Annotated in this window: 22 protein-coding genes; 6 read left to right on the forward strand and 16 right to left on the reverse strand. The window is 59.1% G+C overall.

Going from position 1 to position 21,931, the window contains the following annotated elements; translation table 11 throughout:
• Positions 1–37 precede the first annotated feature (37 nt).
• Both ACSPX5_RS03535 and ACSPX5_RS03540 read left to right on the forward strand, forming a co-directional pair.
• Complete coding sequence (locus ACSPX5_RS03535; RefSeq protein WP_439820956.1) at positions 38–445, forward strand: hypothetical protein; 408 nt, start codon at positions 38–40, stop codon at positions 443–445.
• Positions 445–861, forward strand: a complete 417-nt coding sequence (locus ACSPX5_RS03540; protein ID WP_439820957.1) for a hypothetical protein — start codon at positions 445–447, stop codon at positions 859–861. Before ACSPX5_RS03535 ends, ACSPX5_RS03540 begins: the two co-directional genes overlap by 1 nt.
• Before the next feature lie 89 nt (positions 862–950).
• On the opposite strand, the gene ACSPX5_RS03545 is transcribed toward ACSPX5_RS03540, so the two are convergent.
• The gene (locus tag ACSPX5_RS03545; protein ID WP_439820958.1) at positions 951–2,741 is read right to left on the reverse strand and encodes a bifunctional diguanylate cyclase/phosphodiesterase; all 1,791 of its coding nucleotides are present in this window, start codon (positions 2,739–2,741) and stop codon (positions 951–953) included.
• A gap of 133 nt (positions 2,742–2,874) precedes the next feature.
• Entirely contained in the window at positions 2,875–4,959 is a 2,085-nt protein-coding gene (locus tag ACSPX5_RS03550) for a carboxy terminal-processing peptidase (RefSeq protein WP_439820959.1), read from the reverse strand.
• A 181-nt stretch (positions 4,960–5,140) separates the two neighbouring features.
• Between ACSPX5_RS03550 and ACSPX5_RS03555 the strand changes: the two genes are divergently transcribed.
• On the forward strand, positions 5,141–6,103 hold the full coding sequence (locus ACSPX5_RS03555) for a zinc-binding dehydrogenase (RefSeq protein WP_439820960.1): 963 nt from the start codon (positions 5,141–5,143) through the stop codon (positions 6,101–6,103).
• A 45-nt stretch (positions 6,104–6,148) separates the two neighbouring features.
• On the opposite strand, the gene ACSPX5_RS03560 is transcribed toward ACSPX5_RS03555, so the two are convergent.
• The 6 genes from ACSPX5_RS03560 to ACSPX5_RS03585 all read right to left on the reverse strand — a co-directional run bounded on the left by ACSPX5_RS03560 (position 6,149) and on the right by ACSPX5_RS03585 (position 11,504).
• Entirely contained in the window at positions 6,149–6,802 is a 654-nt protein-coding gene (locus tag ACSPX5_RS03560) for an HAD family hydrolase (RefSeq protein ID WP_169429498.1), read from the reverse strand.
• A 34-nt stretch (positions 6,803–6,836) separates the two neighbouring features.
• The gene (locus tag ACSPX5_RS03565) at positions 6,837–7,826 is read right to left on the reverse strand and encodes an ABC transporter ATP-binding protein (RefSeq protein WP_207867729.1); all 990 of its coding nucleotides are present in this window, start codon (positions 7,824–7,826) and stop codon (positions 6,837–6,839) included.
• A complete protein-coding gene (locus tag ACSPX5_RS03570) occupies positions 7,823–8,623 on the reverse strand; it encodes an ABC transporter permease (RefSeq protein ID WP_169429500.1) in 801 nt (266 codons plus the stop codon). Before ACSPX5_RS03570 ends, ACSPX5_RS03565 begins: the two co-directional genes overlap by 4 nt.
• Positions 8,610–9,446 (reverse strand): ABC transporter permease, encoded by an 837-nt coding sequence (locus ACSPX5_RS03575; RefSeq protein WP_169432609.1) that lies wholly within the window; start codon positions 9,444–9,446, stop codon positions 8,610–8,612. The genes ACSPX5_RS03570 and ACSPX5_RS03575 overlap by 14 nt, the downstream gene beginning before the upstream one ends.
• 5 nt (positions 9,447–9,451) lie before the next feature.
• Positions 9,452–10,258, reverse strand: coding sequence for an alkaline phosphatase family protein (locus tag ACSPX5_RS03580; RefSeq protein ID WP_169429501.1), 807 nt, complete (start codon positions 10,256–10,258; stop codon positions 9,452–9,454).
• A 181-nt stretch (positions 10,259–10,439) separates the two neighbouring features.
• The gene (locus ACSPX5_RS03585) at positions 10,440–11,504 is read right to left on the reverse strand and encodes an ABC transporter substrate-binding protein (protein WP_323162095.1); all 1,065 of its coding nucleotides are present in this window, start codon (positions 11,502–11,504) and stop codon (positions 10,440–10,442) included.
• 352 nt (positions 11,505–11,856) lie between these two features.
• On the opposite strand from ACSPX5_RS03585, the gene ACSPX5_RS03590 reads away from it, so the two are divergent.
• The 3 genes from ACSPX5_RS03590 (at position 11,857) to ACSPX5_RS03600 (ending at position 13,882) form a co-directional block, all read left to right on the forward strand.
• Complete coding sequence (locus ACSPX5_RS03590) at positions 11,857–12,570, forward strand: UTRA domain-containing protein (protein WP_085701120.1); 714 nt, start codon at positions 11,857–11,859, stop codon at positions 12,568–12,570.
• Positions 12,571–12,728: 158 nt separating this feature from the next.
• Positions 12,729–13,022, forward strand: a complete 294-nt coding sequence (locus tag ACSPX5_RS03595; RefSeq protein WP_169428789.1) for a transposase — start codon at positions 12,729–12,731, stop codon at positions 13,020–13,022.
• Positions 13,019–13,882 carry an IS3 family transposase gene (locus ACSPX5_RS03600; protein WP_439820716.1) on the forward strand — a complete coding sequence of 288 codons (864 nt, stop codon included), beginning with the start codon at positions 13,019–13,021 and terminating at the stop codon, positions 13,880–13,882. The genes ACSPX5_RS03595 and ACSPX5_RS03600 overlap by 4 nt, the downstream gene beginning before the upstream one ends.
• Before the next feature lie 291 nt (positions 13,883–14,173).
• On the opposite strand, the gene ACSPX5_RS03605 is transcribed toward ACSPX5_RS03600, so the two are convergent.
• From ACSPX5_RS03605 to minC, 8 genes are all read right to left on the reverse strand, one after another.
• Complete coding sequence (locus tag ACSPX5_RS03605; protein ID WP_169429503.1) at positions 14,174–16,333, reverse strand: mechanosensitive ion channel family protein; 2,160 nt, start codon at positions 16,331–16,333, stop codon at positions 14,174–14,176.
• 76 nt (positions 16,334–16,409) lie between these two features.
• Complete coding sequence (locus tag ACSPX5_RS03610) at positions 16,410–16,586, reverse strand: hypothetical protein (RefSeq protein ID WP_169429504.1); 177 nt, start codon at positions 16,584–16,586, stop codon at positions 16,410–16,412.
• 130 nt (positions 16,587–16,716) lie between these two features.
• The gene (locus tag ACSPX5_RS03615; RefSeq protein ID WP_007960074.1) at positions 16,717–18,006 is read right to left on the reverse strand and encodes a M18 family aminopeptidase; all 1,290 of its coding nucleotides are present in this window, start codon (positions 18,004–18,006) and stop codon (positions 16,717–16,719) included.
• A 76-nt stretch (positions 18,007–18,082) separates the two neighbouring features.
• Positions 18,083–19,183: a hypothetical protein gene (locus tag ACSPX5_RS03620; protein ID WP_169429505.1), complete on the reverse strand. Its 1,101-nt coding sequence runs from the start codon at positions 19,181–19,183 to the stop codon at positions 18,083–18,085.
• 46 nt (positions 19,184–19,229) lie between these two features.
• The gene (locus ACSPX5_RS03625; protein WP_169429506.1) at positions 19,230–19,865 is read right to left on the reverse strand and encodes an RluA family pseudouridine synthase; all 636 of its coding nucleotides are present in this window, start codon (positions 19,863–19,865) and stop codon (positions 19,230–19,232) included.
• 91 nt (positions 19,866–19,956) lie between these two features.
• On the reverse strand, positions 19,957–20,211 hold the full coding sequence (minE, locus tag ACSPX5_RS03630; RefSeq protein WP_003223146.1) for a cell division topological specificity factor MinE: 255 nt from the start codon (positions 20,209–20,211) through the stop codon (positions 19,957–19,959).
• On the reverse strand, positions 20,211–21,023 hold the full coding sequence (minD, locus tag ACSPX5_RS03635) for a septum site-determining protein MinD (protein ID WP_096822931.1): 813 nt from the start codon (positions 21,021–21,023) through the stop codon (positions 20,211–20,213). The genes minE and minD overlap by 1 nt, the downstream gene beginning before the upstream one ends.
• Positions 21,024–21,192: 169 nt before the next feature.
• Complete coding sequence (gene minC / locus ACSPX5_RS03640; protein WP_207867731.1) at positions 21,193–21,930, reverse strand: septum site-determining protein MinC; 738 nt, start codon at positions 21,928–21,930, stop codon at positions 21,193–21,195.
• Between the last annotated feature and the right edge of the window lies 1 nt (position 21,931).

A 21,931-nucleotide genomic window follows, 5' to 3' on the forward strand; every position in this document is an offset into this window, starting at 1 on the left:
GTGAGGTTGATTAGGGTTTTGGGTTGTGGGGTAGCTTGTGATTAAAGATTTTTTCCGTTTTGTTTTGTCGTTTTTTGGTGCTCGTTGTAGGGCTGGAGTACAAGTTGGTAATGAGGTTTTTTTACGAACTGATGATGCGGATTCTGATAAGCCTGGAAAGTGTCGGGGTGTTCACAGCTCTCGTTTTTTAAGTCACAAAGCACAGATGAATGCATATAACGAGGCCATGACGAGAGAATCCAGAAAAATGCCCCGCTTCACGGGAGAGGATAGTATGGGAAATCTGGTAGTGAGAATGCAGACTGAAAATATAGGTGAAGGATATGAACCAAATCCTGCCGATCCATCTGACCCACGCTACATCTCTGAAATGTATGGTTTTGAAATGAGATTTGATTTCGAGACGCTGGAGCCGTGGGCTCTTTATCCGATAGAGAAAGCATAATGTTGATGCATCCTTATCTTGATATTCCTTATCGTCCGAGGTTGTCCCACTTTCTCGGTGGGTTTGATACATATGATCGCGAGGAGAGTTTGGGGGAGGAGTTGGCGGCGTACGATCCTGAGGATCCATCAGACAGAAGTATTTTAATATCCAGGTACGTAATCAAGCGGTTTTCGAAACTGAGCTATCGGCATAAATTCGTTTTGTTTGCTGTGCTGGGAGAGGCACTTGAAGAAAGTGGTGATGTCTTTCAAGAGGTGCTGGAGCATGATCCATTCTCTCATTCCTTGCTACCTGATGGCTGGGACGAGATGAGTGACCCAAAGGCGTTTTTCGAAGGCATGTACTTTCAGTTGTCCGAAGCATGGATGGACGAGCTTTACAAAGCCAGTCAAGAAGACTCATCAACTTGGTAGGCGCGACTTGGTGCTCGCTGCGATTTTGTAAGTTTTTGGGGCATTCATAGGTTGAAGGTGCTGATTGCACGAGATTCGGTTATGTCGAATCACCGATGTCCGAGTGTAAGTGCTTCTGCAGGTGGCTGAGCAAACAGGCTATCAATCAAATGCACGCTATACCCCGGAACATTCTTCGCATGATGCTTCGCCTGCGAAGCCATCTCCGCCAACTGACTCGCATCCAATTGCGCACACGCTTCAGGATGTAAATGGACGACTCCGATGGACAGTGACAACAACGGAAACTCCTGACGAATACCCTGGCGATTAGGCGCAACAAAACATCCAGCCTCAAGATGTTCAGGGCGATAAAACCGTCGGCATTGGCTCTGGAAATCATCAAGCAATTGATTGAGCCGTTTACGCCAATCCTCCGGACCGAGCACCAACAGGAAATCATCTCCCCCGATATGCCCGACGAAATCACGGGACGGGTCGACGCGTTCGTTGAGGCACTGCGCCAGACACAGCAACACCTCATCCCCACGCCCATACCCATAGATATCGTTAAAAGGTTTGAAGCTGTCGATGTCGACGTAGCAGATCACCGATTCCCGCCCCTGTTGCAGAAGGCGAGTCAAACATTGCTGAATCGGCACGTTCCCCGGCAGCAAGGTCAGCGGATTGGCATAACGGGCCTGCTGGATTTTCAGTTCGGTAATCAGTTTGAGCACGTCGATCACCCGGCCCAGGCCCAGGTAACTGCCGTTGAGGGTGATGATGAAATCTTCTTCGATGCGTTGCCGGGCGCGGCTGGTGATCAGGCGGCTGACCTGTTGCAGCGACTGGCTCATTTCCACGGCGAGGAAGTCGTCGTTCATCAAGCGGCTGATCGGTTTGCGGGCGAAGAGGTCGGTGGCGAACGGCTTGAGCAACGCATCGGACAACGAGTGACGATGAACGATGCCGCACGGCTGACCCTGTTCGTCGAGTACCGCCAGCGAGTTCAGGTTGGCCTGGCGGCGGAAGGCCTCAAGTACGGTGGCGGTCGGCGTGTCGCGATTCACGGCCGGTTGGTCGTTGAGCAGGGCGCTGAGGTCGCTGCCTTCATCGTTCAGCGCAACGGTGCTGCTGTCGTGTTTGGGCATCAAGGCCCGGGCATCGCGTGGTGGGTATTCCTGAGGGCGCCCGAGCAGATAGCCCTGGACCAGATCCACACCCATCTCGGTCAGCACCGCCAACTCTTCCGGCAGTTCGATGCCTTCGGCAATCACCTGGGCCCGGGAGGCCTTGGCGATTTGCAGGATCGATCCGACGAACTCGCGCTTCAATGCGTCCTGGTGAATGCCGTCGATAAAGTGCCGGTCGATTTTCACGTAGTCGGGACGCAGCTCCGACCAAAGGCGCAGACTTGAATAACCCGCCCCGAGATCGTCCAGCGCAATGGAAAACCCCATCGCCCGATAGTGATGCAGCGCAGTTTGCAGCAACTGGAAATCATCGATCGGCGTCTGTTCGGTGAGTTCGATCACCACCTGGCTCGGCGGAATACCAAAATCCTGAAGCAGCCGCAGCGTGCGCCCCGGCTGGTGCGCGGCTTCGAGCAGGGATTCGGGAGAGACGTTGAGAAACAGCTTGCCCGGCAATTGCTGTTCGTTGAAACGGCGGCAGGCGCTATGGCGGCAGGCGATTTCCAGTTCGCTCAAGCGTCCGGCCTGACGGGCCACGGCGAACAGGGCGATAGGGGAGTGCAGCGGGCTGTTGGAAGGACCGCGAGTCAAGGCTTCATAGCCAAGAATGCGTCGTTCGGAGAGGCAAATGATCGGTTGGAACAGGCTGTGCAAACCGCTTTGAGTCAGGATCGAGCTCAAGGCACTCAGCTGTTCGGTCGTGGTCATGGCAATCTCTGGCGATAAAAAAGGACTGGGAGCGCTCTCGATGAAGAGAACCGCTCCCAGTCCTTTATTGCACGACAGAATGATGACTGTTTGATGACGATCCGGGGATCGTCAGCATTAAATTGCCATCATCTTACTTCTTGGCCACCTGATTGCTCAGCTTCAAGTAATCCAGCAGCACGCGCCCGGTCTCGCTCAAGTAGGCGTCGTCTTCCGGTTTGACCTTGTCCGGCTCGGCGGCTGCCAGAGCGTCTTCGTCTTCTTTCTTCAGCTCTTTGAGCGGTTCTTCGCCTTTGGCCTTGCGACGGATGTTCTCCATCGCCAGTTGCTTGGCGTCGATGTCGGCGTGCTGGGCACGGCGTTCGGCTTCATTGAGGCTGACGGTTTTTTCTTCCAGCAGCTTCTGCGCCAGGGCCAGCTTGTCGCGGATGAACACGAACTCCGCGTCCTTGGCAGAACGGGTGTCATGCTCGGATTTCAGCTGGGCCAGGAACGGCTTGAACGGATCGCTCGCCGGTTTGATCGCCGCGCGGATGGTGTCCCATGGCATGGCTTCCGGCAGGGCGCTCTCGCCGATTTCCTTGGTGTCGATGATCGACGGGTAGTCGATGTCCGGCAGTACGCCCTGATGCTGGGTACTCTGACCGGAAACCCGGTAGAACTTGGCCAGGGTCAGTTTCAGTTCGCCATGGTTCAGCGGCTGGATCGTCTGCACAGTGCCTTTGCCGAAGGTCTGGCCACCGATGATCAGTGCGCGGTGGTAGTCCTGCATGGCGCCGGCGAAGATTTCCGAAGCCGAGGCGGACAGGCGGTTGACCAGCAGCGCCATCGGGCCTTTGTAGAACGCACCCGGGTTTTCGTCTTCCAGCACGTCGACCCGGCCATCGGCGTTACGCACGAGTACGGTAGGGCCCTTGTCGATGAACAGGCTGGTCAGCTCGGTGGCTTCCTGCAGGGAACCGCCGCCGTTGTTGCGCAGGTCGATGACCACGCCGTCGACTTTCTCTTTCTGCAACTCGGTCAGCAGCTTCTTGACGTCGCGAGTGGTGCTCTTGTAATCCGGATCACCGGCACGGAACGCCTTGAAGTCCAGGTAGAAGGCCGGAATCTCGATCACGCCGAGCTTGTAGTTCTTGCCGTCCTGTTTGAGGCTCAGGATGGATTTCTTCACGGCCTGGTCTTCGAGCTTCACCGCTTCACGGGTGATCGGCACGATCTTGCTGGTCTGGTCGTTCGGCGCATTGCTGGCCGGGATGACTTCCAGACGGACCACGGTGCCTTTCGGACCACGGATCAGCTTGACCACTTCGTCCAGGCGCCAGCCTACTACGTCGACCATCTCTTTGTTGCCCTGGGCAACGCCGATGATCTTGTCCGCCGGTGCAACCTGTTTGGTCTTGTCGGCCGGGCCTGCCGGCACCAGACGCACGACTTTCACCTGATCGTTGTCGCTTTGCAACACGGCGCCGATGCCCTCGAGGGACAGGCTCATGTTGATGTCGAAGTTTTCCGCGTTATCCGGCGACAGGTAGTTGGTGTGCGGATCGTAAGACATGGCGAAGGTGTTGATGTACGCCTGGAAGATGTCTTCGGCACGGGTCTGGTCCAGACGCGCCAACTGGTTCTTGTAGCGCTTGGTCAGGGTTTCCTGGATCTGCTTCGGCTCTTTGCCGGCGATCTTCTGTCGCAGCACTTCGTCCTTGACGCGTTTGCGCCACAGGTCATCGAGTTCGGCGGTGGACTTGAGCCACGGGGCGTCCTTGCGATCGATCAGCAAGGTTTCATGGGTGGTGAAGTCCATCTTGTCGACGCCTTTGTTCAGCTCGGCAAGGGCGAAGTCCAGACGCGCCTTCACGCGGTCCAGATAGCGCTTGTAGATGGTGAACCCGGCGTTGAGGTCGCCGCTCTTGAGGAAGTCGTCGAACTGGGTCTTCCACTTGTCGAATTCGGCGATGTCGCTGGCCATGAAATAGCTGCGCGACGGGTCGAGCAGCTTGATGTAGCTGTCGTAGATGATCACCGAGCGCGCATCGTCGAGCGGCGGCTTGCTGTAATGGTGGCGCTTGAGCAACTCGACGACGTTCAGACTGGCGATCACTTCATCGCGATCAGGCTGCAACTTGTCCCAGCTGTTGGCTGCGAATGTACTGCCCGACACCGGCAAGAGGCCGATACCGATGAAAAGAGCGAGGGCGGTGCTGGGGAGCAAATGCTTCATGCTGATTCGACGCGGGGACAATTGATAACGCATATTAGGCCGTCTTTGAAGTCGCCGGTACCTCTGCGCTCTGTACGATCATTGCTGTTCAGCGATCGTTCAGACCCCAGGGCCGGTCGCATAATGCAAAAAGCCCGGCGCTACAGCTTCGGGCTCAGTCCAGACTCACTATGGAGGCACTGTGAAGGCATTGCAAGGCGTTGAAGGTCAAGTGGCATGGGTTGATGAACCAAGTCCTACGTGCGATGTAGGACAAGTTCGCATCCGGGTGGCGGCAGCGGGCCTCAATCGCGCGGATTTATTACAGAAGGCGGGGCTTTATCCACCGCCACCGGGTGCCAGTCAAGTACTGGGTCTTGAATGTTCCGGGGTGATCAGCGAGGTCGGCGCCGGCTCGTCGTGGCAGGTCGGTGATCGGGTCTGCGCCTTGCTGGCCGGGGGCGGGATGGCCGAAGAAGTGGTCGTCGACGGGCGGCATGTGTTGCCGGTTCCGGAAGGTGTATCGCTGATCGAAGCCGCAGCGTTGCCCGAGGTTTACGCGACCGTCTGGCTGAATTTGTTTCAACTCGCTGCGCTCAAACCGGGTGAGAAAGTTCTGCTGCATGCCGGCGCCAGCGGCATCGGTTCTGCCGCCATTCAACTGTGCAAGGCGTTTGGCAATCCATGCTGGGTGAGCGTCGGTTCGGCCGAGCGCCTGGCTTACTGTGAAGCGCTGGGTGCTCAGGGCGGCGTGGTGCGCACTGATGATCTGGAAAGCCTGCGGGATTTCGGGCCGTTCGATGTGATTCTGGATCCGGTCGGCGGCCATTATTCGGCGCTGAACCTGAAGCTGATGGCTCAGGATGGACGCTGGGTACTGATCGGTCTGATGGGCGGCCGCGAGGCAAAACTGGATCTGGCCCAGGTGCTGGCCAAGCGCGTGCAACTGCTGGGCTCGACCCTGCGCAGCCGTGACGATCAGTTCAAGGCCGATCTGTTCAGCGATCTGAGCCAGCACGTGTGGCCACTGTTTTCCGAGGGGCGCCTGAAGCCTCAACTGGCCAAGACCTTTGCGATCAAGGATGCCGAGGCGGCATTTGCCGAGCTGGCGAGCAACACGGTAGCCGGGAAGCTGGTGCTGGTGATCGACGACAGCCTGAGCTGATCATGGATGCTTGTGGGAGCAGGTCTGCTCCCACAAGGCAATCGCTTACTTCCAGAGATGAATCGGCCACCCGGATTTCTCGGCCTGCTCGCGCAATACCGGATCCGGATTGACCACATGCGGATAATCCACTTTCAGCAACAGTGGCAGATCATTGCGTGAGTCAGAATAGAAACTTGCGCCTTCAAGGTTTTCTTCTTCGGCATCCAGCCATTCCAGCAAGCGGGTGATCTTGCCTTCGCGGTAGGTCAGGGTGCCCACGGTCTGGCCGCTGTACACGCCATGCGCCACTTCCAGTTCGATACCCAGAATCTCATCGATGCCCAATCGATCGGCAATCGGCTTGACCAGGTGCGTACCCGAGGCCGAGATCACCAGAATCCGGTCGCCGGCCTTGCGGTGCGCGGCGATGATCTTGGTCGCGTCGCTGAAGATGATCGGCTCGATGAAGTCTTCCACCCACGGCCCGACCAGATGCTCGACTTCTTCCGGGGTACGGCCGATCAGCGGTTCGAGGCTGAACTCCATGTAGTCCTCCATGCGCAACTTGCCATGGCTGTAGGCGTCCATCAGCTCGTTGTTCCTGCGCATGAACGACTCGGGATCGACCCAGCCCAGGCGCCCCATCTGCTCGCTCCAGAGCGTGGCGCAGTCGCCGTGGATCAGGGTGTCGTCCAGATCAAAAATTGCCAGAGCCATCAGTTCAGTTCCCTCTTGGGTGTCAGCAAAGTCATCAGGCTACCTCACACAGGGCGGTGGGATCGATGGAAAGTGCCAGGCGCTGACCGTCGGGATGCAGATCCGCCGCCGAACGGTTGAGCACATCCACCACCAGTTCCACGCCCCGGGCTTCGACGCGGTAGCGGATCACGTTGCCCAGCAGGCTGTGGCTGCGAATCTGTGCATCGAGTTCGCCGTTCAGGCTCAGTTCGATGGCCTCCGGACGAATCGCGATGCGATGGTTGACCGGCCGCTGCAACAGCTTCGAGGCGCTCTCGGCATCGAGCAGGTTGTAGTTGCCGATGAAGCCGGCGGCAAACACGTCGACCGGTGCGGTGTAGAGGGTTTCGGCATCGCCGCTTTGTACGATTTTTCCCTGGTTCATCAGGAAAATCCGGTCAGACATGGTCAGTGCTTCTTCCTGATCGTGTGTGACGAAAATCGTGGTCAGGCCGAGTTCACGCTGGATCTGACGGATCTGTTCACGCAGATGTTTGCGAATCCGCGCATCAAGAGCCGACAGCGGCTCATCCAGCAGCAACAGGCGCGGACGCGTCACCAGCGAGCGGGCGAGGGCGACACGTTGGCACTGACCACCGGAGAGTTGATGCGGATAACGACTGGCGAAGTCATTAAGTTCAACCAGTTTCAATGCTTCGGCGACGCGCTTGTGGCTGTCGTCCGGGTTGACCTTCTGCATGCGCAGACCAAAGGCGACGTTCTGCTCCACGGTCATGTTGGGAAACAGCGCATAGCTCTGGAACACCATGCCGATCCCGCGCTTTTGCGGGGTGAGCGGCACGATGTCGACGCCATCGAGCAGTATCTTGCCGCCATCCACCGGTGTCAGGCCGGCGATGCAACGCAACAGGGTGGATTTGCCGCAACCGGACGGGCCAAGCAGGGTGACGAATTCACCTTTCCGGATTTCGCAGTTGATGTCGCTGAACACCGTGGTGCCGGCGTAGTTTTTCTGAAGGTGTTGGACGCTGACATAGCTCATTCGCTTTTGTCCTTGTTCAAGATGTTGGCGACCCAGGTCAGGACCAGCACGAAAAAGAAGTAGGAAATCACCAAGGCACTGGTGAAGTGACCGCTGCTGTTGCGCATGTTGTTGAGGTAGACCTGCAGGGTTTCGTAACGGGTGCCGACCAGGATATTGGCGAACACGAACTCACCGAACAGGAACGAGAACGACAACAGCAACGCGACCATCAGGCCCTTGCGCAAGTTCGGCAACACCACCAGGAATGCTGCCTGAAAGGTACTGGCGCCGAGCAGTTGGGCGGCGTCCATCAGGTCGCGCAGGTTGATCGCTTGCAGGTTGTTGGTGATCGCCCGGTACATGAACGGCAACGCCACGGTGAAGTAGCAACCGATAAGGATCCAGGGTGTGCCGACCATCGCGAACGGCCCGGAACCGTAGAGCTGCAACAGCCCCACCGACGACACCACCGGCGGCACCGCGAAAGGCAGCAGGATCAGGATGTTCATCAGCGCATCGAGTTTCGGAAAGTGGTAATGCACCACGAACAGCAGCGGCAGGATCAGCACCACCGACAAAATCAACGCCCCGACGCACACCAGCAGCGACTGGCCGAAGGCATGCAGGAAGCGCGGATCGCTCCACAACTGGATGTACCACTTGAAGGTGAAGCCGCTGGGCAGGATGGTGGCCGACCAACTGCTGGCGATCGAGTAGATCAAGGTGCCCAGCAACGGCAGCAGCAGAATGGCGAACAGCAGATAGACCACGACGCGGTGGTAGACGCCGGCCGGGCCGGATTCAGCGCGAGACATGGTAGCTCCTCTTCAACAGCAGTTGATGCACGACGGTCACCAGGGTCATCAGCGCCACCAGCACCACGGCCAGGGCGCTGGCCAGGTTCGGATCGAGGGAAATGTCGCCCGACACCATCGCTGCGATCCGGATCGGCAGCACGTTGAAGTTGCCGGTGGTCAGCGCGTAGACAGTGGCGTAGGCGCCGAGGGCGTTGGCCAGCAGGATCACGAAGGTGCCGAGCAGGGCCGGGGTCAGCACCGGCAGGCCGATGTGACGCCAGAACTGCCAGCCGTCGGCGCCGAGCAGCGCTGCGGATTCGCGCCAGTCTTCACGCAGGGCGTCGAATGCCGGGTACAGCAGCAGCACACCGAGGGGAATCTGGAAGTAGGTGTAAAGGATGATCAGCCCGGTTTTCGAGTACAGGTTGAAATCCTGAATGATTCCGGCCTGCTTCAGCATGATCGTGATGCTGCCGTTGAAGCCGAGCAGGATGATGAACGCAAAGGCCAGAGGCACGCCGGCGAAATTGCTGGTCATGTTGGCGAAGGCGTTGACGAAGTTGCGCAGCTTCGAATCGACCCGGCGCAGGGAGTAGGCGCCCAGCACCGCGATGATGATGCCGAATACGCTCGACCAGAAGCTGATTTCGAGGCTGTACTGGATCGCCTGCAGATAGAACTTCGAATTGAAGATCTTGCTGAAGTTGGCGAACCCCCAGCCGAATTCTTCCGATTGCAGGCTGTTGATCATCACCCAGATCAGCGGGGCAATTTCGAACACGATAAAGAACAGCGCGAAAGGCACCAGGCACAGGGCGGCCAGCCATTTGCCGCGAATCATTGAGTTCACTTGAGCAACTCCCGGCACACAGGTTTGTCGTGAGGTACGCCGAGCAGCTCGCAGACCGTGCCGCAGATGTCGGTCTGCTTCGGTGAAGCTTCGCTGTTCAGGCTGAAGGCATCACCGAACACGAACAGCGGTACCTGGCGTTCTTCCGGCAGCAGGCCGTTGTGCGAGCGGTCGTTGTTCATGCCATGGTCGGCGGTCACCAGCACCTGGCAGCCGGCGTCGAGCCAGCCTTGCAGGTAGTCGGCGAGGATGATGTCGGCGCTGCGGGCACTGTTGCGGTATTGCGGGGTGTCGAGGCCGTGCTTGTGCCCGGCGTCGTCGATGTTCATCGGATGGATCAGCAGAAAGTCCGGAGCATGGCGCAGGCGCAGGTTTTCGGCGTCGGCGAACAGGTGCGAGTCCGGATAGTGATCGTTCCAGTAGAAGTGGCCGTGCTGGATCGGTAGCGCCGGGTCGTCGGTATGACGATCTCTGGCGGCCACGAACGGCGAGCGGTTGTACAGCTCGCTGACCCAGTGGTAAGCCGCGGCAGCGGTTTTCAGACCGGCATCGCGGGCGTAGTGATAGATGCTGCGCTGACTGGACAGGCGCGAGACGTTGTTGTGGACGATGCCGCTGTCGATCGGCGGTACGCCCGTGAGGATGCATTCGTAAAGCGGTCGGGACAGGGCCGGCAGCTCGCACTCCAACTGGTAGAGCGCGGCGCGTCCTGCGCCAACGTAAGCCTGCAGATGCCCCATGGCGTGACACGCGACCTCGTAGTTGAGGCCGTCGAGCACGACAAGGATGACAGTTTGCTTCATAGGGGCAAAAACTCCGCGAAGTTCAAATATCTCGAAATCAACCCAATCCCTTGTGGGAGCGGGCTTGCTCGCGAAAGCGGTAGATCATTCAACATTGATGTCGACTGACAAGACGCCTTCGCGAGCAAGCCCGCTCCCACATTTGGATCTTCAACAGATCACAAAAGGGTGATCAGCCGCTTTACTTCATTTCTACGATGACTTTTTCGTTCCACTCCTGCGGCAGGGCCTTGGAGGTTTTTTCCCATGCATCGGCGTCCTTGATCGGCGTGACCTTCTTGTACTGCTCGTTTGGCAGCAGCTTGGCTTTCACGTCTTCCGGCAGTTGCAGGTGCTCGGCGCGGATCGGGCGGGCGTTGCCGCGGGCGAGGTTGGTCTGGCCGGCGTCGCTGAAGATGTATTCGCGGGTCAGCTTGGCGGCGTTCGGGTTCTTCGCGTATTTGTTGATGATGGTGGTGTAGCCGGAAATCACCGAGCCGTCGGACGGGATCAGCACCACGTAGTCATCCGGGTTGGCCATCTTGGCCTTGTAGCTCAGGCCGTTGAAGTCCCAGACCACGCCGACTTCGATCTCGCCTTTTTCCATGGTGGCGATGGTCGGGTTGGCCATCGACAGGCGACCCTGCTTGGCGATGTCTGCGAACAGCAGCAGGGCAGGCTGGAGATTTTTCTCGTCGCCGCCGTTGGCCAGCGCAGCGGCGAGTACGCCGTTGGCAGCTTGCGCGGCAGTGCTCACGTCACCGATGGAGACCTTGTACTTGCCGCCCTTGAGGTCAGCCCATTTGGTCGGCACTTCGGAGCCGTGCAGCAGTTTCTTGTTGACGATGAAGGCGATGGTGCCGGTGTAGGCCAGTGCCCAGTTGCCGTCCTTGTCCTTGGCCCAGTCCGGCACTTGGTCCCAGGTGGTCGGCTTGTACGGTTGCACCACGCCTTGCTTGACCGCGATCGGGCCGAAAGCCGCGCCGACGTCGCCGATGTCGGCAGTGGCGTTATCTTTTTCAGCCGCGAACTTGGCGATTTCCTGGGCCGAACTCATATCGGTATCGATGTGTTTCAGGCCGTATTTCTTGGCCAGGTCTTCCCAGGTGCCTTTCCAGTTGGCCCAGTCATCGGGCATGCCGACGCTGTTGACGGCGCCTTCCGCTTTCGCAGCGGCTTCGAGGGTTTTCAGATCGTCAGCCGCCATGGCGGCGGTGCACATGGCAATGGTCGAGCCTAACAGTGTTGCCAGGAAAAGCTGTTTCATTCCGAAGCTCCTTGGTCGTGTTCAACGCTGCGATTGCGGTTTGTGTTGGTCTAGGTCAGCAATACCTGAGCCAATGTAGGGGGGCTGGATGACACTTTGATGTCGGCGGATACCCGATCCGCGTTTTATTCCGCCGGTATCGACGGCTGCCCGGTAAGCGTAGACCACCCGCAAAGTCCCGGTGGGCAAGGGACTTGGCCGATGTATTGCAAGTTGTCAGGGCGACCGTTCGGTAGTTTTGTCATCTCTCGGTCATCTGCACTGCCTAGGCTTGCAACACGACCAAACGGCGCAATAGCTGTGCGGTTTTTGCCCCGAAACAGTGCTGGTCTAGTCCAGATAGGTAACGTTGATGCGCGATGAGGCAACAAAAGCGGTGACAGCCATTGGCCAGATCCTTCAGGAACAACTCGACCATGGGTTGCTCGCGGCGGGGAGCAAGCTGCCGGCGGAGCGCAAGCTCAGCGAGTTGTTCGGCACGACGCGGATTACGGTGCGTGAAGCGTTGTTGCAACTGGAGGCGCAAGGCCAGATTTATCGCGAGGAACGTCGGGGCTGGTTCGTGTCGCCGCCGCGTCTGGCCTACAACCTGATGCAGCGCAGTCACTTTCACGCGATGGTCAGTGCGCAGGGGCGGGTGCCGTCGACCGAGGTGATTTCGGCGCGGCTGCAACCGGCGTCAGCGGCGGTCTGTGCGTGGTTACAGTTGCCGGCGTTGTCGAGCGTGATTCAGATTTGCCGGTCGCGGCGGATCGATGGGCGGCTGGTGTTGTATGTGGAGCATTATCTGAATCCGCAGTTTTTCCCGGGGATTCTGGAGTTTGATTTGAATCAGTCGATTACCGAGCTGTATGCGCGGCATTACGATTTGCACTATGGGCGGGTGCGGTTCGAGATTGTGCCTACGTCGTTGTCGGTGGATGCGGCGGCGGCCTTACGGGTTTCGGTGGGGAGTCCGGGGTTGAGGATTGCCCGGGTCAATTATGATCAGGCTGGGCGGTTGATTGATTGTGATCTGGAGTTTTGGCGGCATGATGCGATTCATGTTGGGGTTGATGTTGTTTGATCGCTCTGTGTGAATATCCGTTTTTTCGGGTGCTGCGGCTTATGGTTCCGCCCTTACGGCGGGTCACTTTTGGCAAACGCCCCAAAAGTAACCATGGACCTGTCCCGTGACAACGGACGCCAAGAAGCGATACTTAAATCGCTATCTTGGAGGTTGCCATGTACCCAAGCACTCGCCGTAACTACACCGATGAGTTCAAGGCTCAAGCTATCGCACTCGCGGAAAGCGTTGGTAGAACCGAAGCCGCACGTCAGCTCGAGATGTCCGTGAAAACGCTCGATAACTGGGTTGATGCTGCGCGCAAGGGATTACCGTTGAGTTCTCCAGAACGCAAAGCCATCACCAAAGAAGACAGCGAGCTTGCGCGTTTGCGAGCGGAGGTGGCCGAACTCAAGATGGAGCGCGAAATCCTAAAAAAGGCGGCGGTATTCTTTGCCAGAGAGTCCAGGTGAGATACGCCTTCGTCGCTGCTGAACGGGCTCACTTCCCGGTGCGCATGCTGTGTCGGGTGATGGATGTTTCGATTTCAGGTTTTTACGACTACCAGCATCGCGAGGAGCGTCCAGATCGGGATGCGCAGATTCGCGTTGATTTGCGTAAGGTTTATATGGCCAGCCGAAATACATATGGCCGACCACGGCTGGTCGAGGCCTTACGGCGAAAAGCGCATACAGTGGGCCACAAGCGAGTGAGCCGGCTGATGCACGAAGAACGCATACGCGGTAGATCCAAAGGCGGTTTCAAGCCCCGTACCACCGACAGTCACCACTACTTGCCTGTTGCGAGAAATTTGCTCGCTCGTCAGTTTTCCATCGATAACCCCACACCGACTTGGGTCAGTGATATCACCTATATCTCAACCAAAGAAGGTTGGTTGTATCTCGCAGTGGTTTTGAGCATCCAGACGCGCCAAATATTGGGCTATAGCCTGTCGGATCGGATGCCCGACGATTTGGTCGAGAATGCCTTCCTGAATGCCTGGAGCGCCTGTTCCGGCTCTAGTGGTGTGGTTTTTCATTCCGACCAAGGGCGTCAGTATGCGAGTAGCAAATTCCGACTGGCCTTGGCCAAGAAAGACTTCACGCAAAGCATGAGTCGAAAGGGAAATTGTTGGGATAACGCAGTGGCTGAGAGCTTTTTCGCTACTCTGAAAAGGGAGGAGGCGTATGGCGTCTATCCCAGCAAGAGGCTGGCTCAACTATCAATCGCTAACTACATCCATGGGTTTTATAACAGCAGCCGACTGCACTCTGCCTTGGGGTACCGTTCTCCGAACGAATACGCCAGGGTCTTAAGGCAGGCGGCTAAATAGCCAGCTTCTTGGCGTCCGTTGTGATGGGGCAGGTCCACCAAAAGGTCTAGGCCCCGGCGTTCGGCACCTCGCCTAGGCTCGGTGTTCCTTCGTTCCGGGATTCATCCGGGGGCATCGCCTACGGTTTGCTTCGCTGCACCTCCTCTCGATGCATGCGGCTTCGCCGCACGGTCGCTGCGCTCCCACCCCCGGATGAATCCCTCCACTCAGCCTTCCGATGGGGCCGGAACGTCAAAAGCGGTACTTGAGCTAACGCTCATCGTTTTGAGTCGGGGAGGCGTGGAGGTTGGCCTATTCCTGAGTCTGGCCACCACCGCCTGCGGTAATCACCTGAACATTCATCCTCGGCGTCGCCAGATCAAGCCCGGCCTCATCCAGATGCCGTTTCAGCGACAGATTGAACGCCCGTGAAACTTCCCACTGTTTGATCGGTGCGGTCTTGAACCGTGCGCGCAATATCGCGTTTCCCGATTCAAAACTTTCCACGCCCTGGATCTCCAGTGGCGACCAGATGTTGCGTCGCTGCAGCGGGTCGGTGCGCATTTTCTGGCCGACTTCGCGCATCAGTTTGATGGCTTCGTCGATGTTCATGTTGAACGGCACGGCCACGCGGAAGATCGCGTAGCCGAATTCCCGGGAGTAGTTTTTGATGCTTTTGATTTCGCTGAACGGGATGGTGTGGACGATGCCGTCGATGTCCCGCAGGCGTACGGTGCGGATGGTCAGGCCTTCGACGGTGCCCAGGTGCCCGCCGACGTCGACGTAGTCGTCGATGGCCAGGGAGTCTTCGATGATGATGAACAGGCCGGTGATCAGGTCGGCCACCAGCGACTGGGCGCCGAAGCCGATGGCCAGGCCGATCACGCCGGCACCGGCCAGCAGGGGCGTGACGTTCATACCCATGTTCGCCAGCGCGACGATCAGGGCGATGATGAAGATCGCCACGAACAGCACGTTGCGGATCAGCGGCATCATGGTTTGCGCGCGGGCGTTGGCCAGGCCTTTGCGTGAGCGGGTGAGGGCGTGGTGGACGGCGGTGTCGCTGAGGATCCAGATCAGCCAGGCGAAGATCAGTGTGCCGATCAGGCTGAACAGTTTGACGCTGATGTCGTGGCCTTCGCCTTCGGTGAAGCCGATCAACGACATGCCCCAGACCCTCAGGCCCAGTTCGATGAAGGCCAGCCACACCAGTAAATGGGCGAGGGTGTAGAAGAAGCTTTTCAGGCGCTCGGAATACAGCGCGTGGCGTTTCGGCCCGCGTTGGGGTTTGAGGGCGTGGCGGCGGACGAGGCCGTTGATCACCATGCACAACACCAGCAGCACGGTGCAGATCAGCGACTGGCGCAAGGCCGTGCTGGTGTCGCCGGCGGAGACGAAGGTGGCGAACAGGGAAATGCCCACCAACACCAGCGCCGGCACGTACCAGAAAGTGCCGAGGATTTCGATGGTGTCGCTGAGGGCGCGGCGGGTCAGGCGGCGGGACAGTGGCTGGTTGCGGATCAGGTGGGCGATGGGGCGGCGAAAGCGCAGGATGAACAGGCCGGTCGAGAGCGCCGCCAGTACATTGGTGACGGTGGCGGCGGTGTGAGCCAGGTGTACACCCAGACCCGCCACCAGGCGCGGATCGTTCAGTGCTTCGCCGAATGCGGCGAAGCTACCGATCAGCCACAGCGGCCGGAACGCCTGATGGCGCAGTATGTACAACGCGCGGTGGCGGTGCGGGCCGTCGAGTACGGAAAAGGCGATCACGCAGATCGCCGAGAAACAGGTGCCGACCACCAGTGCGTAGGCCAGGACCATCGCCAGGCTTTTGCCCAGGGACGATGGCAATGCGTAGCTCATGTAAACCGTGATGACCAGCGCGATCATCCAGGGCCCGAGCTTGCGCAGGGCGAAGCGCAGCATGTCGAGGGCCCGGGGGTGTTGCGGCAGTTCTTCGGTCAGGCCGAAACGCATGCGCACCCGGTGACCGAGCCAGATCAGCGCGGCGGCCAGCAGGCTCCAGACCATCAGGATCACGGCGAAGCCGAAGATGATCGGCAGCCATTCACTGGCCGGCATCATCAGTGCGGACAGTTCATCCTTGGCCAGTTCGAATTCGGTGGACCAGCGATTGAGCGGGCTGTCGCTGCCGGTGAACTGTTTTTCGAAATTGGCCAGGGTGCCGCCGATCAGGCCCAGCACGCCTTCTTCCGGGGTGGCCTGGGCTTTTTTCGTGGCGTCGCGCAGTTTTTTCAGGTCGCTCAGCAATTGGCTGCGCTGCTGATCGTTTTCCAGGGACTTGATGACTTCGTCGAGGGATTGGCCAAGCGGTTCCTGGGCTTCAGGTTGCGCCTTGTTCGAACCATTGAGCAGGCCGGGCAGACTCACCGCCTGGGCAGGCGCCGACGGCAGGAGCGTCATCAGGCAGACAAGGAAGAGGCAGGGCAGGGCAAAGAAACGAGCGAACACTAGGCGGTCAACCTCGCAAGGGGCGGATCGGGCGAGTGTACGAGTCCGCCAGAATCAATGCGAGCCGGGCGCGGATTTATTCGTTGAGCTTGGCCAGGATCTTGTAGACCACGGTGGCCAGGATCATCAGCATGCCGATCCACATGGCGAATACTCCGGCGTTCTTGTCGCGGAAGTTGAAGCCGATCGCCAGCAGAATCATTCCGGACAGGATCGGAATGAGCATGGAGTGGAACGCAGACATCGAGATCATGGCGACAGCCTTGTCGAAGGGGATGATTTAAGTCTAGGTCGCTTTTTACCGACCGGTGGTGATGTGAATCAGAAATGAGCCGGTTTCGCAGGGCAGGAGATCGCAGCGTGAGGCTGCGATCTCTCGTTGGTTACGGCAGTTCTCGACTGGCGTAGAAGGCGCTCAGCACTTTCACCAGATGGGCCAGGTCATGGCTGCCGCACAGTTCGCGGATCGAGTGCATGGCGAAGGTCGGCAGGCCGATGTCGACGGTGCGCACGCCCAGATGACTGGCGGTGATCGGGCCGATGGTCGAGCCGCAGCCCATGTCGCTGCGCACCACGAAGCTTTGTACCGGCACTTCTTCGGCCATGCACAGGTGACGGAAGAAACCGGCGGTTTCGCTGTTGGTGGCGTAGCGCTGGTTGCTGTTGACCTTGATCACCGGGCCGGCGTTGAGTTTCGGGCCGTGGTTGGCGTCGTGTTTCTCGGCGTAGTTCGGGTGTACGCCGTGGGCGTTGTCGGCCGAGACCAGCAGGGATTTCTGAATGGTGCGAACGAACTCGTCACCTTCCGGCAGCAGACGGCGCAGGGTCTGTTCCAGCATCGGGCCGTCGGCGCCGCAGGCGGAGCAGGAGCCGACTTCTTCGTGATCGTTGCACACCAGCACGCAGGTTTCTTCGGTGTCGGCGGTCAGCAGGGCTTGCAGACCGGCATAGCAGGACAACAAGTTGTCGAGTCGGGCGCCAGCGATGAAATCACCGTGCAGGCCGATGACCGCTGCGCTCTGGGTGTCGTAGAAACTCAGCTCGTAATCGAGCACTACGTCGGCATTCAACCCGTGTTCGCGGGCCAGTTGATCGGTGAGCACTGCGCGAAAGTCCACGCGTTCGTCACCGGCGAACTGAGCGAGAATCGGTGGCAGTTCGGTCTGGGCGTTAATGGCCCAGCCCTGGTTGGCTTCACGGTTGAGGTGAATCGCCAGGTTGGGAATGATCGCGATCGGGGCCTTGAAGTCGATCAATTGGCTCTCGACCTTGCCGTCGCGACGGAAGGTGACGCGACCGGCCAGAGACAGGTCGCGGTCGAACCACGGCGCCAGCAGCGCGCCGCCGTAGACTTCGACACCGAGTTGCCAGAAACCCTGACGTTGCAGTTCAGGTTGCGGCTTGACCCGCAGGCACGGGCTGTCGGTGTGGGCGCCGACCAGACGGATGCCGTCGTGCAGCGGGGAGTTGCGGCCCATCTTGATCGCGACGATCGAGGAGTCGTTACGGGTGACGTAGTAACGGCCATTGGCTTCGGTGTGCCAGGTCTCACGCTCGTCGAGGCGTACATAACCGGCGGCCTCCAGGCGTTGAACAAGGCTGGCGGTGGCGTGGAACGGGGTAGGGGAGGCCTTGAGGAAGTCGATCAGGCCTTGGTTCAACTCTTCGCGCATAAGAAGCTCCAGACAGCAATGGGCGGGAGTTTAACGCATCGGCCTGATGCTTGGGACATGACGTGTGCCGCTCGCGTCAGCGAGCGGTGGCCACGCGTTTTTTCAGGTAGCTCATGATGACTTTTTCGTCTTCAGGCTTTTCAGGACGGGGCAGTTGTTGCGGCCAGTTGCTCTGATTCAGGAGCTTTTTCTGACGGCTCTTGTCCCAGCGAAGAATCTCCCGCGAGGCACATTCCCACCATTCATGGCGGCAGGCGGTGTAGTACGGATGATCCGGTGCTGCGCTGCCGTACAGCAGATCGCGACCGACCTTGCGCAGGGTGCCGCTCTGGTTGCGCAGCTTCCATTTGATTTTCAGACGCTGCCACGCGGACGGGAACGGCTTGACCCGCGGCACGTCCTTGCACAGATCCACCAGCCGCTGACTGAACTGCTCGCCGTGCTGGGCAAAGAAGAACGCCTGCATCGCGTGGAAAAAGCGTTTTTCCGCGAAGTAGTGATAGACGTATTTGCGGGCCTCGACCACCGGCCGTTTGCGCATGGCGAACGACAGCGCGACTTGTTCGATGGTATGGATCTGGAAACCGTCTGCCGTCCATTCGTCGATCAGGCGGATCGACTGCTCGAACAACGCCCCGTCGCTGTCGGTCACGCCACACAGCCCGCTGTTGTAGAGCTTGAAGCCGTTTTCCGGAGTGATGCCATGGGCACCGAGATCGCGACCGAGCTTCAGGTAGTCGTCGCGCTCGAAGACATCTTTCCAGTCGTATTCGAAGCGATCCATCACCGACTGCTGCGCAGTGATGTGCGGGAACAGGCGATTGGGGTCGCTGGTGAACAGGGTGTCGGTGTCGACGAACAAGGTCTTTTCGGCCAGTTGCAGGCCGGCGGCGATGGCGCAGGCCTTGCGTCGGTGGTGATAGCCGTTGTGGCCCTGCCAGCGAGTCAGTGTCGGTTCGTCGAGCAGCACGGTATCGACCGGCCAGCCTTCATAGTCCTGCGGCCGGTCAGTGAGGATCCTGATCGCCGGGCGTTTGCCGGTCCTGGCCTGGGAGAGGGCGGTCAGGATGCTGAACTTGGCTTCGCGCCGGTAAACATCCTGGTTGCCGTAAATCAGGTAAAGCAGTTGGTGACGGGTCTTCTTGACGGGTGTTGCCAGGGAATCAGTACAACTCATCCGGAACAAAATCCTTTAAAACAGGCGACTGCCAGTCAGGCAGTGCTTAAAACGGAGCCGGGCATTCGAAGCGCAAGCGTTCGCCGGACTGTGGGTGGGTGAAGCTGAGCATGCTGGCGTGCAGGCACAGGCGTGGCCAGGCCGCGAGGGCTTGGGGGTGAGCGTAGAGCCCGTCGCCGAGCAGTGGATGACCGATGGACAGCATGTGCACGCGCAACTGGTGCGAACGGCCGGTGATTGGCGTCAGTTCGACGCGGCACCAGTCGCCGCAACGCTCCAGCACGCGCCAGAAGGTCAGGGCGTGTTTGCCATGTTCGTGATCGACCACGTGGCGCGGTTTGGTCGGCGGGTCATAGCGCAACGGCAGATCGATGCTGCCACTGTCCAGTTCCGGCTGACCCCAGGCCAGGGCGGTGTAGGCCTTTTCGGTTTCGCGGTCGTGAAACTGCCGCGACAGTTCGCGGTGGGTGTCCGCGTCGCGGGCCAGCAGGATGATGCCCGACGTTTCCCAGTCCAGGCGATGGACGATACGCGCTTCGGGGTAGCCATTTTCCTGCAGGCGGGTGATCAGGCAATCCTTGTTGTCGTCGGCGCGGCCGGGCACCGAGAGCAGCAGGGTCGGTTTGTCGACCACCAGCACGGCGGCGTCCTGATGGATGATGCGGATGTTGGACAGCGGCATTAAAACAGCCTCGTAACAAATGCCAACGGCGGCTCAGGGCCCTTCCGGTGTCGGAAGGGCCCTGAGCCGCCGTCGTTCCTGCCGGATCGACTCAGCGATCTGGCAGGGTGATGTTGAGTTCCAGAATCGAGCAACTGCCCTGGCTTTCCAGTGCAACATGTACGTCGTCGTTGCCGATGTTGACGTACTTGCGGATCACGTCCACCAGTTCCTTCTGCAAGGCTGGCAGGTAATCCGGCGTGCTGCGCTGGCCGCGCTCATGCGCCACGATGATCTGTAGACGCTCTTTCGCTACCGAGGCAGTGCTTGGCTTTTTGTTGGCACGAAAGAAGTCAAAAAGGTTCATTACCTACCTCCAAACAGGCGCTCGAAGAATCCCTTCTTCTCGACATCGAGGAACCGGTGTGCTTTGTCTTTGCCCAGCAGGCGGTCGACGGTATCGCTGTAGGCCTGGCCGGCATCGCTCTGGTCGTCGAGGATGACCGGGACGCCCTGGTTGGAAGCCTTGAGCACCGCCTGGGATTCCGGGATCACGCCCAGCAGGGTCACCGAGAGGATTTCCTTGACGTCTTCGACGCCGAGCATTTCGCCCTTTTCAACGCGCTCCGGGTGGTAGCGGGTGATCAGCAGGTGTTCCTTGATCGGGTCTTCGCCACGTTCGGCGCGACGGGATTTGCTGGCCAGCAGGCCGAGCATGCGGTCCGAGTCACGTACCGAAGACACTTCCGGGTTGGTCACGACGATCGCTTCGTCAGCGAAGTACATGGCCAGGTGGGCGCCTTTCTCGATGCCCGCCGGGGAGTCGCAGACCACGAACTCGAATTGTTCCTTGAGCTCCATCAGGACTTTTTCCACGCCTTCGACGGTCAGCGCGTCTTTGTCGCGGGTCTGGCTGGCGGCCAGCACATAGAGGTTTTCCAGGCGCTTGTCTTTGATCAGGGCCTGCTGCAGGTTGGCTTCGCCGTTGACCACGTTGACGAAGTCATACACCACGCGGCGCTCGCAACCCATGATCAGGTCGAGGTTTCGCAAGCCCACGTCGAAGTCGACGATCACTGTTTTGTGGCCGCGCAGAGCGAGGCCGGTACCGATAGCGGCGCTGGTGGTGGTCTTACCCACACCACCCTTGCCGGATGTAACCACGAGAATCTTGGCCAAGGTGTTTCACCCCTAAGGAAGAAGGACTGTTCAGCCCCTGAAAAACATCTCTTGAAAACTACTGCAGTCGGACAGCCTTGGCTGGAATTCGGCTTTTGGCCTTTTTCCTACTTCGTTTGAGCCGTTTTCGCTACGTTTTAGAGATGCTTGGAAAATGCGGCAGTATCCGTTAAAGCCGAATGATGTTCAACACGTCGCCCGACAGGCTGACCTGTACACCCGAACCCCACATCGGATCGCGACGCAGGTCCTCGGAAACCTTGTAATGGCCTGCGATGGAGATCAGTTCAGCGCTCAATTGCTGACAGAAAATCCGCGCCTTGGTGTCGCCCTTGACCCCGGCCAGCGCACGACCGCGCATCGGGCCGTATACATGGATGTTGCCATCGGCGAGAAGTTCCGCCCCCGGGCTGACCGACGACACCACCACCAGATCGCCACCCTGGGCATAGATCTGTTGGCCACCACGTACTGGCGTGGTGATGACGCGGGTCGGTTTGACGGTCGGCTCCGGCGGCTTTTCCGGCTTCTTCGGAGCAACAGGCTCAGCGGTTTCCAGCGGTCGCTCACGGGCGCCGGACGGCGGCAGTACCGGGATGTCGATGGCGATGGCGGCGGCGATGTCTTCGATGCGGCTGGCGCGGATCGCCAGGGTGCGCAGGCCGTGCTGGCGGCACACGCGCATCAGTCCCGGCAGGTCGACAGCGCCTTCACTTGGCGGCAGTTTGTCCAGCGCCAGAACCAGCGGCGCGTTGCTGAAGAAATTCGGTGCCTGGGCGACTTTGGCGGCCAGTTGCCGATCGAGGCTGTCGAGGTCGTTGCGGGCCAATTCCAGCACGGTAATGGCGAGCATGCTGCCCTTCAGCTGGAACACGGGATCTTGGTCTGGCGATTCGTTTTGGCTCATG

It is taken from the genome of Pseudomonas sp. HLG18 (assembly GCF_051903985.1).
GTDB classification, from domain to species: domain Bacteria; phylum Pseudomonadota; class Gammaproteobacteria; order Pseudomonadales; family Pseudomonadaceae; genus Aquipseudomonas; species Aquipseudomonas fluorescens_BT.

Coding starts and splice junctions, on each gene's coding strand:
- ACSPX5_RS03540 (WP_439820957.1), top strand. CDS start 445: ATGTTGATGCATCCTTATCTTGATATTCCTTATCGTCCGAGGTTGTCC.
- ACSPX5_RS03625 (WP_169429506.1), bottom strand. CDS start 19,865: ATGCCGCTGTCCAACATCCGCATCATCCATCAGGACGCCGCCGTGCTG.
- minC (WP_207867731.1), bottom strand. CDS start 21,930: ATGAGCCAAAACGAATCGCCAGACCAAGATCCCGTGTTCCAGCTGAAG.
- ACSPX5_RS03615 (WP_007960074.1), bottom strand. CDS start 18,006: ATGCGCGAAGAGTTGAACCAAGGCCTGATCGACTTCCTCAAGGCCTCC.
- ACSPX5_RS03560 (WP_169429498.1), bottom strand. CDS start 6,802: ATGGCTCTGGCAATTTTTGATCTGGACGACACCCTGATCCACGGCGAC.
- ACSPX5_RS03580 (WP_169429501.1), bottom strand. CDS start 10,258: ATGAAGCAAACTGTCATCCTTGTCGTGCTCGACGGCCTCAACTACGAG.
- ACSPX5_RS03590 (WP_085701120.1), top strand. CDS start 11,857: ATGCGCGATGAGGCAACAAAAGCGGTGACAGCCATTGGCCAGATCCTT.
- ACSPX5_RS03550 (WP_439820959.1), bottom strand. CDS start 4,959: ATGAAGCATTTGCTCCCCAGCACCGCCCTCGCTCTTTTCATCGGTATC.
- minE (WP_003223146.1), bottom strand. CDS start 20,211: ATGAACCTTTTTGACTTCTTTCGTGCCAACAAAAAGCCAAGCACTGCC.
- ACSPX5_RS03575 (WP_169432609.1), bottom strand. CDS start 9,446: ATGATTCGCGGCAAATGGCTGGCCGCCCTGTGCCTGGTGCCTTTCGCG.
- ACSPX5_RS03620 (WP_169429505.1), bottom strand. CDS start 19,183: ATGAGTTGTACTGATTCCCTGGCAACACCCGTCAAGAAGACCCGTCAC.
- ACSPX5_RS03565 (WP_207867729.1), bottom strand. CDS start 7,826: ATGAGCTATGTCAGCGTCCAACACCTTCAGAAAAACTACGCCGGCACC.
- ACSPX5_RS03595 (WP_169428789.1), top strand. CDS start 12,729: ATGTACCCAAGCACTCGCCGTAACTACACCGATGAGTTCAAGGCTCAA.
- ACSPX5_RS03545 (WP_439820958.1), bottom strand. CDS start 2,741: ATGACCACGACCGAACAGCTGAGTGCCTTGAGCTCGATCCTGACTCAA.
- ACSPX5_RS03585 (WP_323162095.1), bottom strand. CDS start 11,504: ATGAAACAGCTTTTCCTGGCAACACTGTTAGGCTCGACCATTGCCATG.
- ACSPX5_RS03610 (WP_169429504.1), bottom strand. CDS start 16,586: ATGATCTCGATGTCTGCGTTCCACTCCATGCTCATTCCGATCCTGTCC.
- ACSPX5_RS03570 (WP_169429500.1), bottom strand. CDS start 8,623: ATGTCTCGCGCTGAATCCGGCCCGGCCGGCGTCTACCACCGCGTCGTG.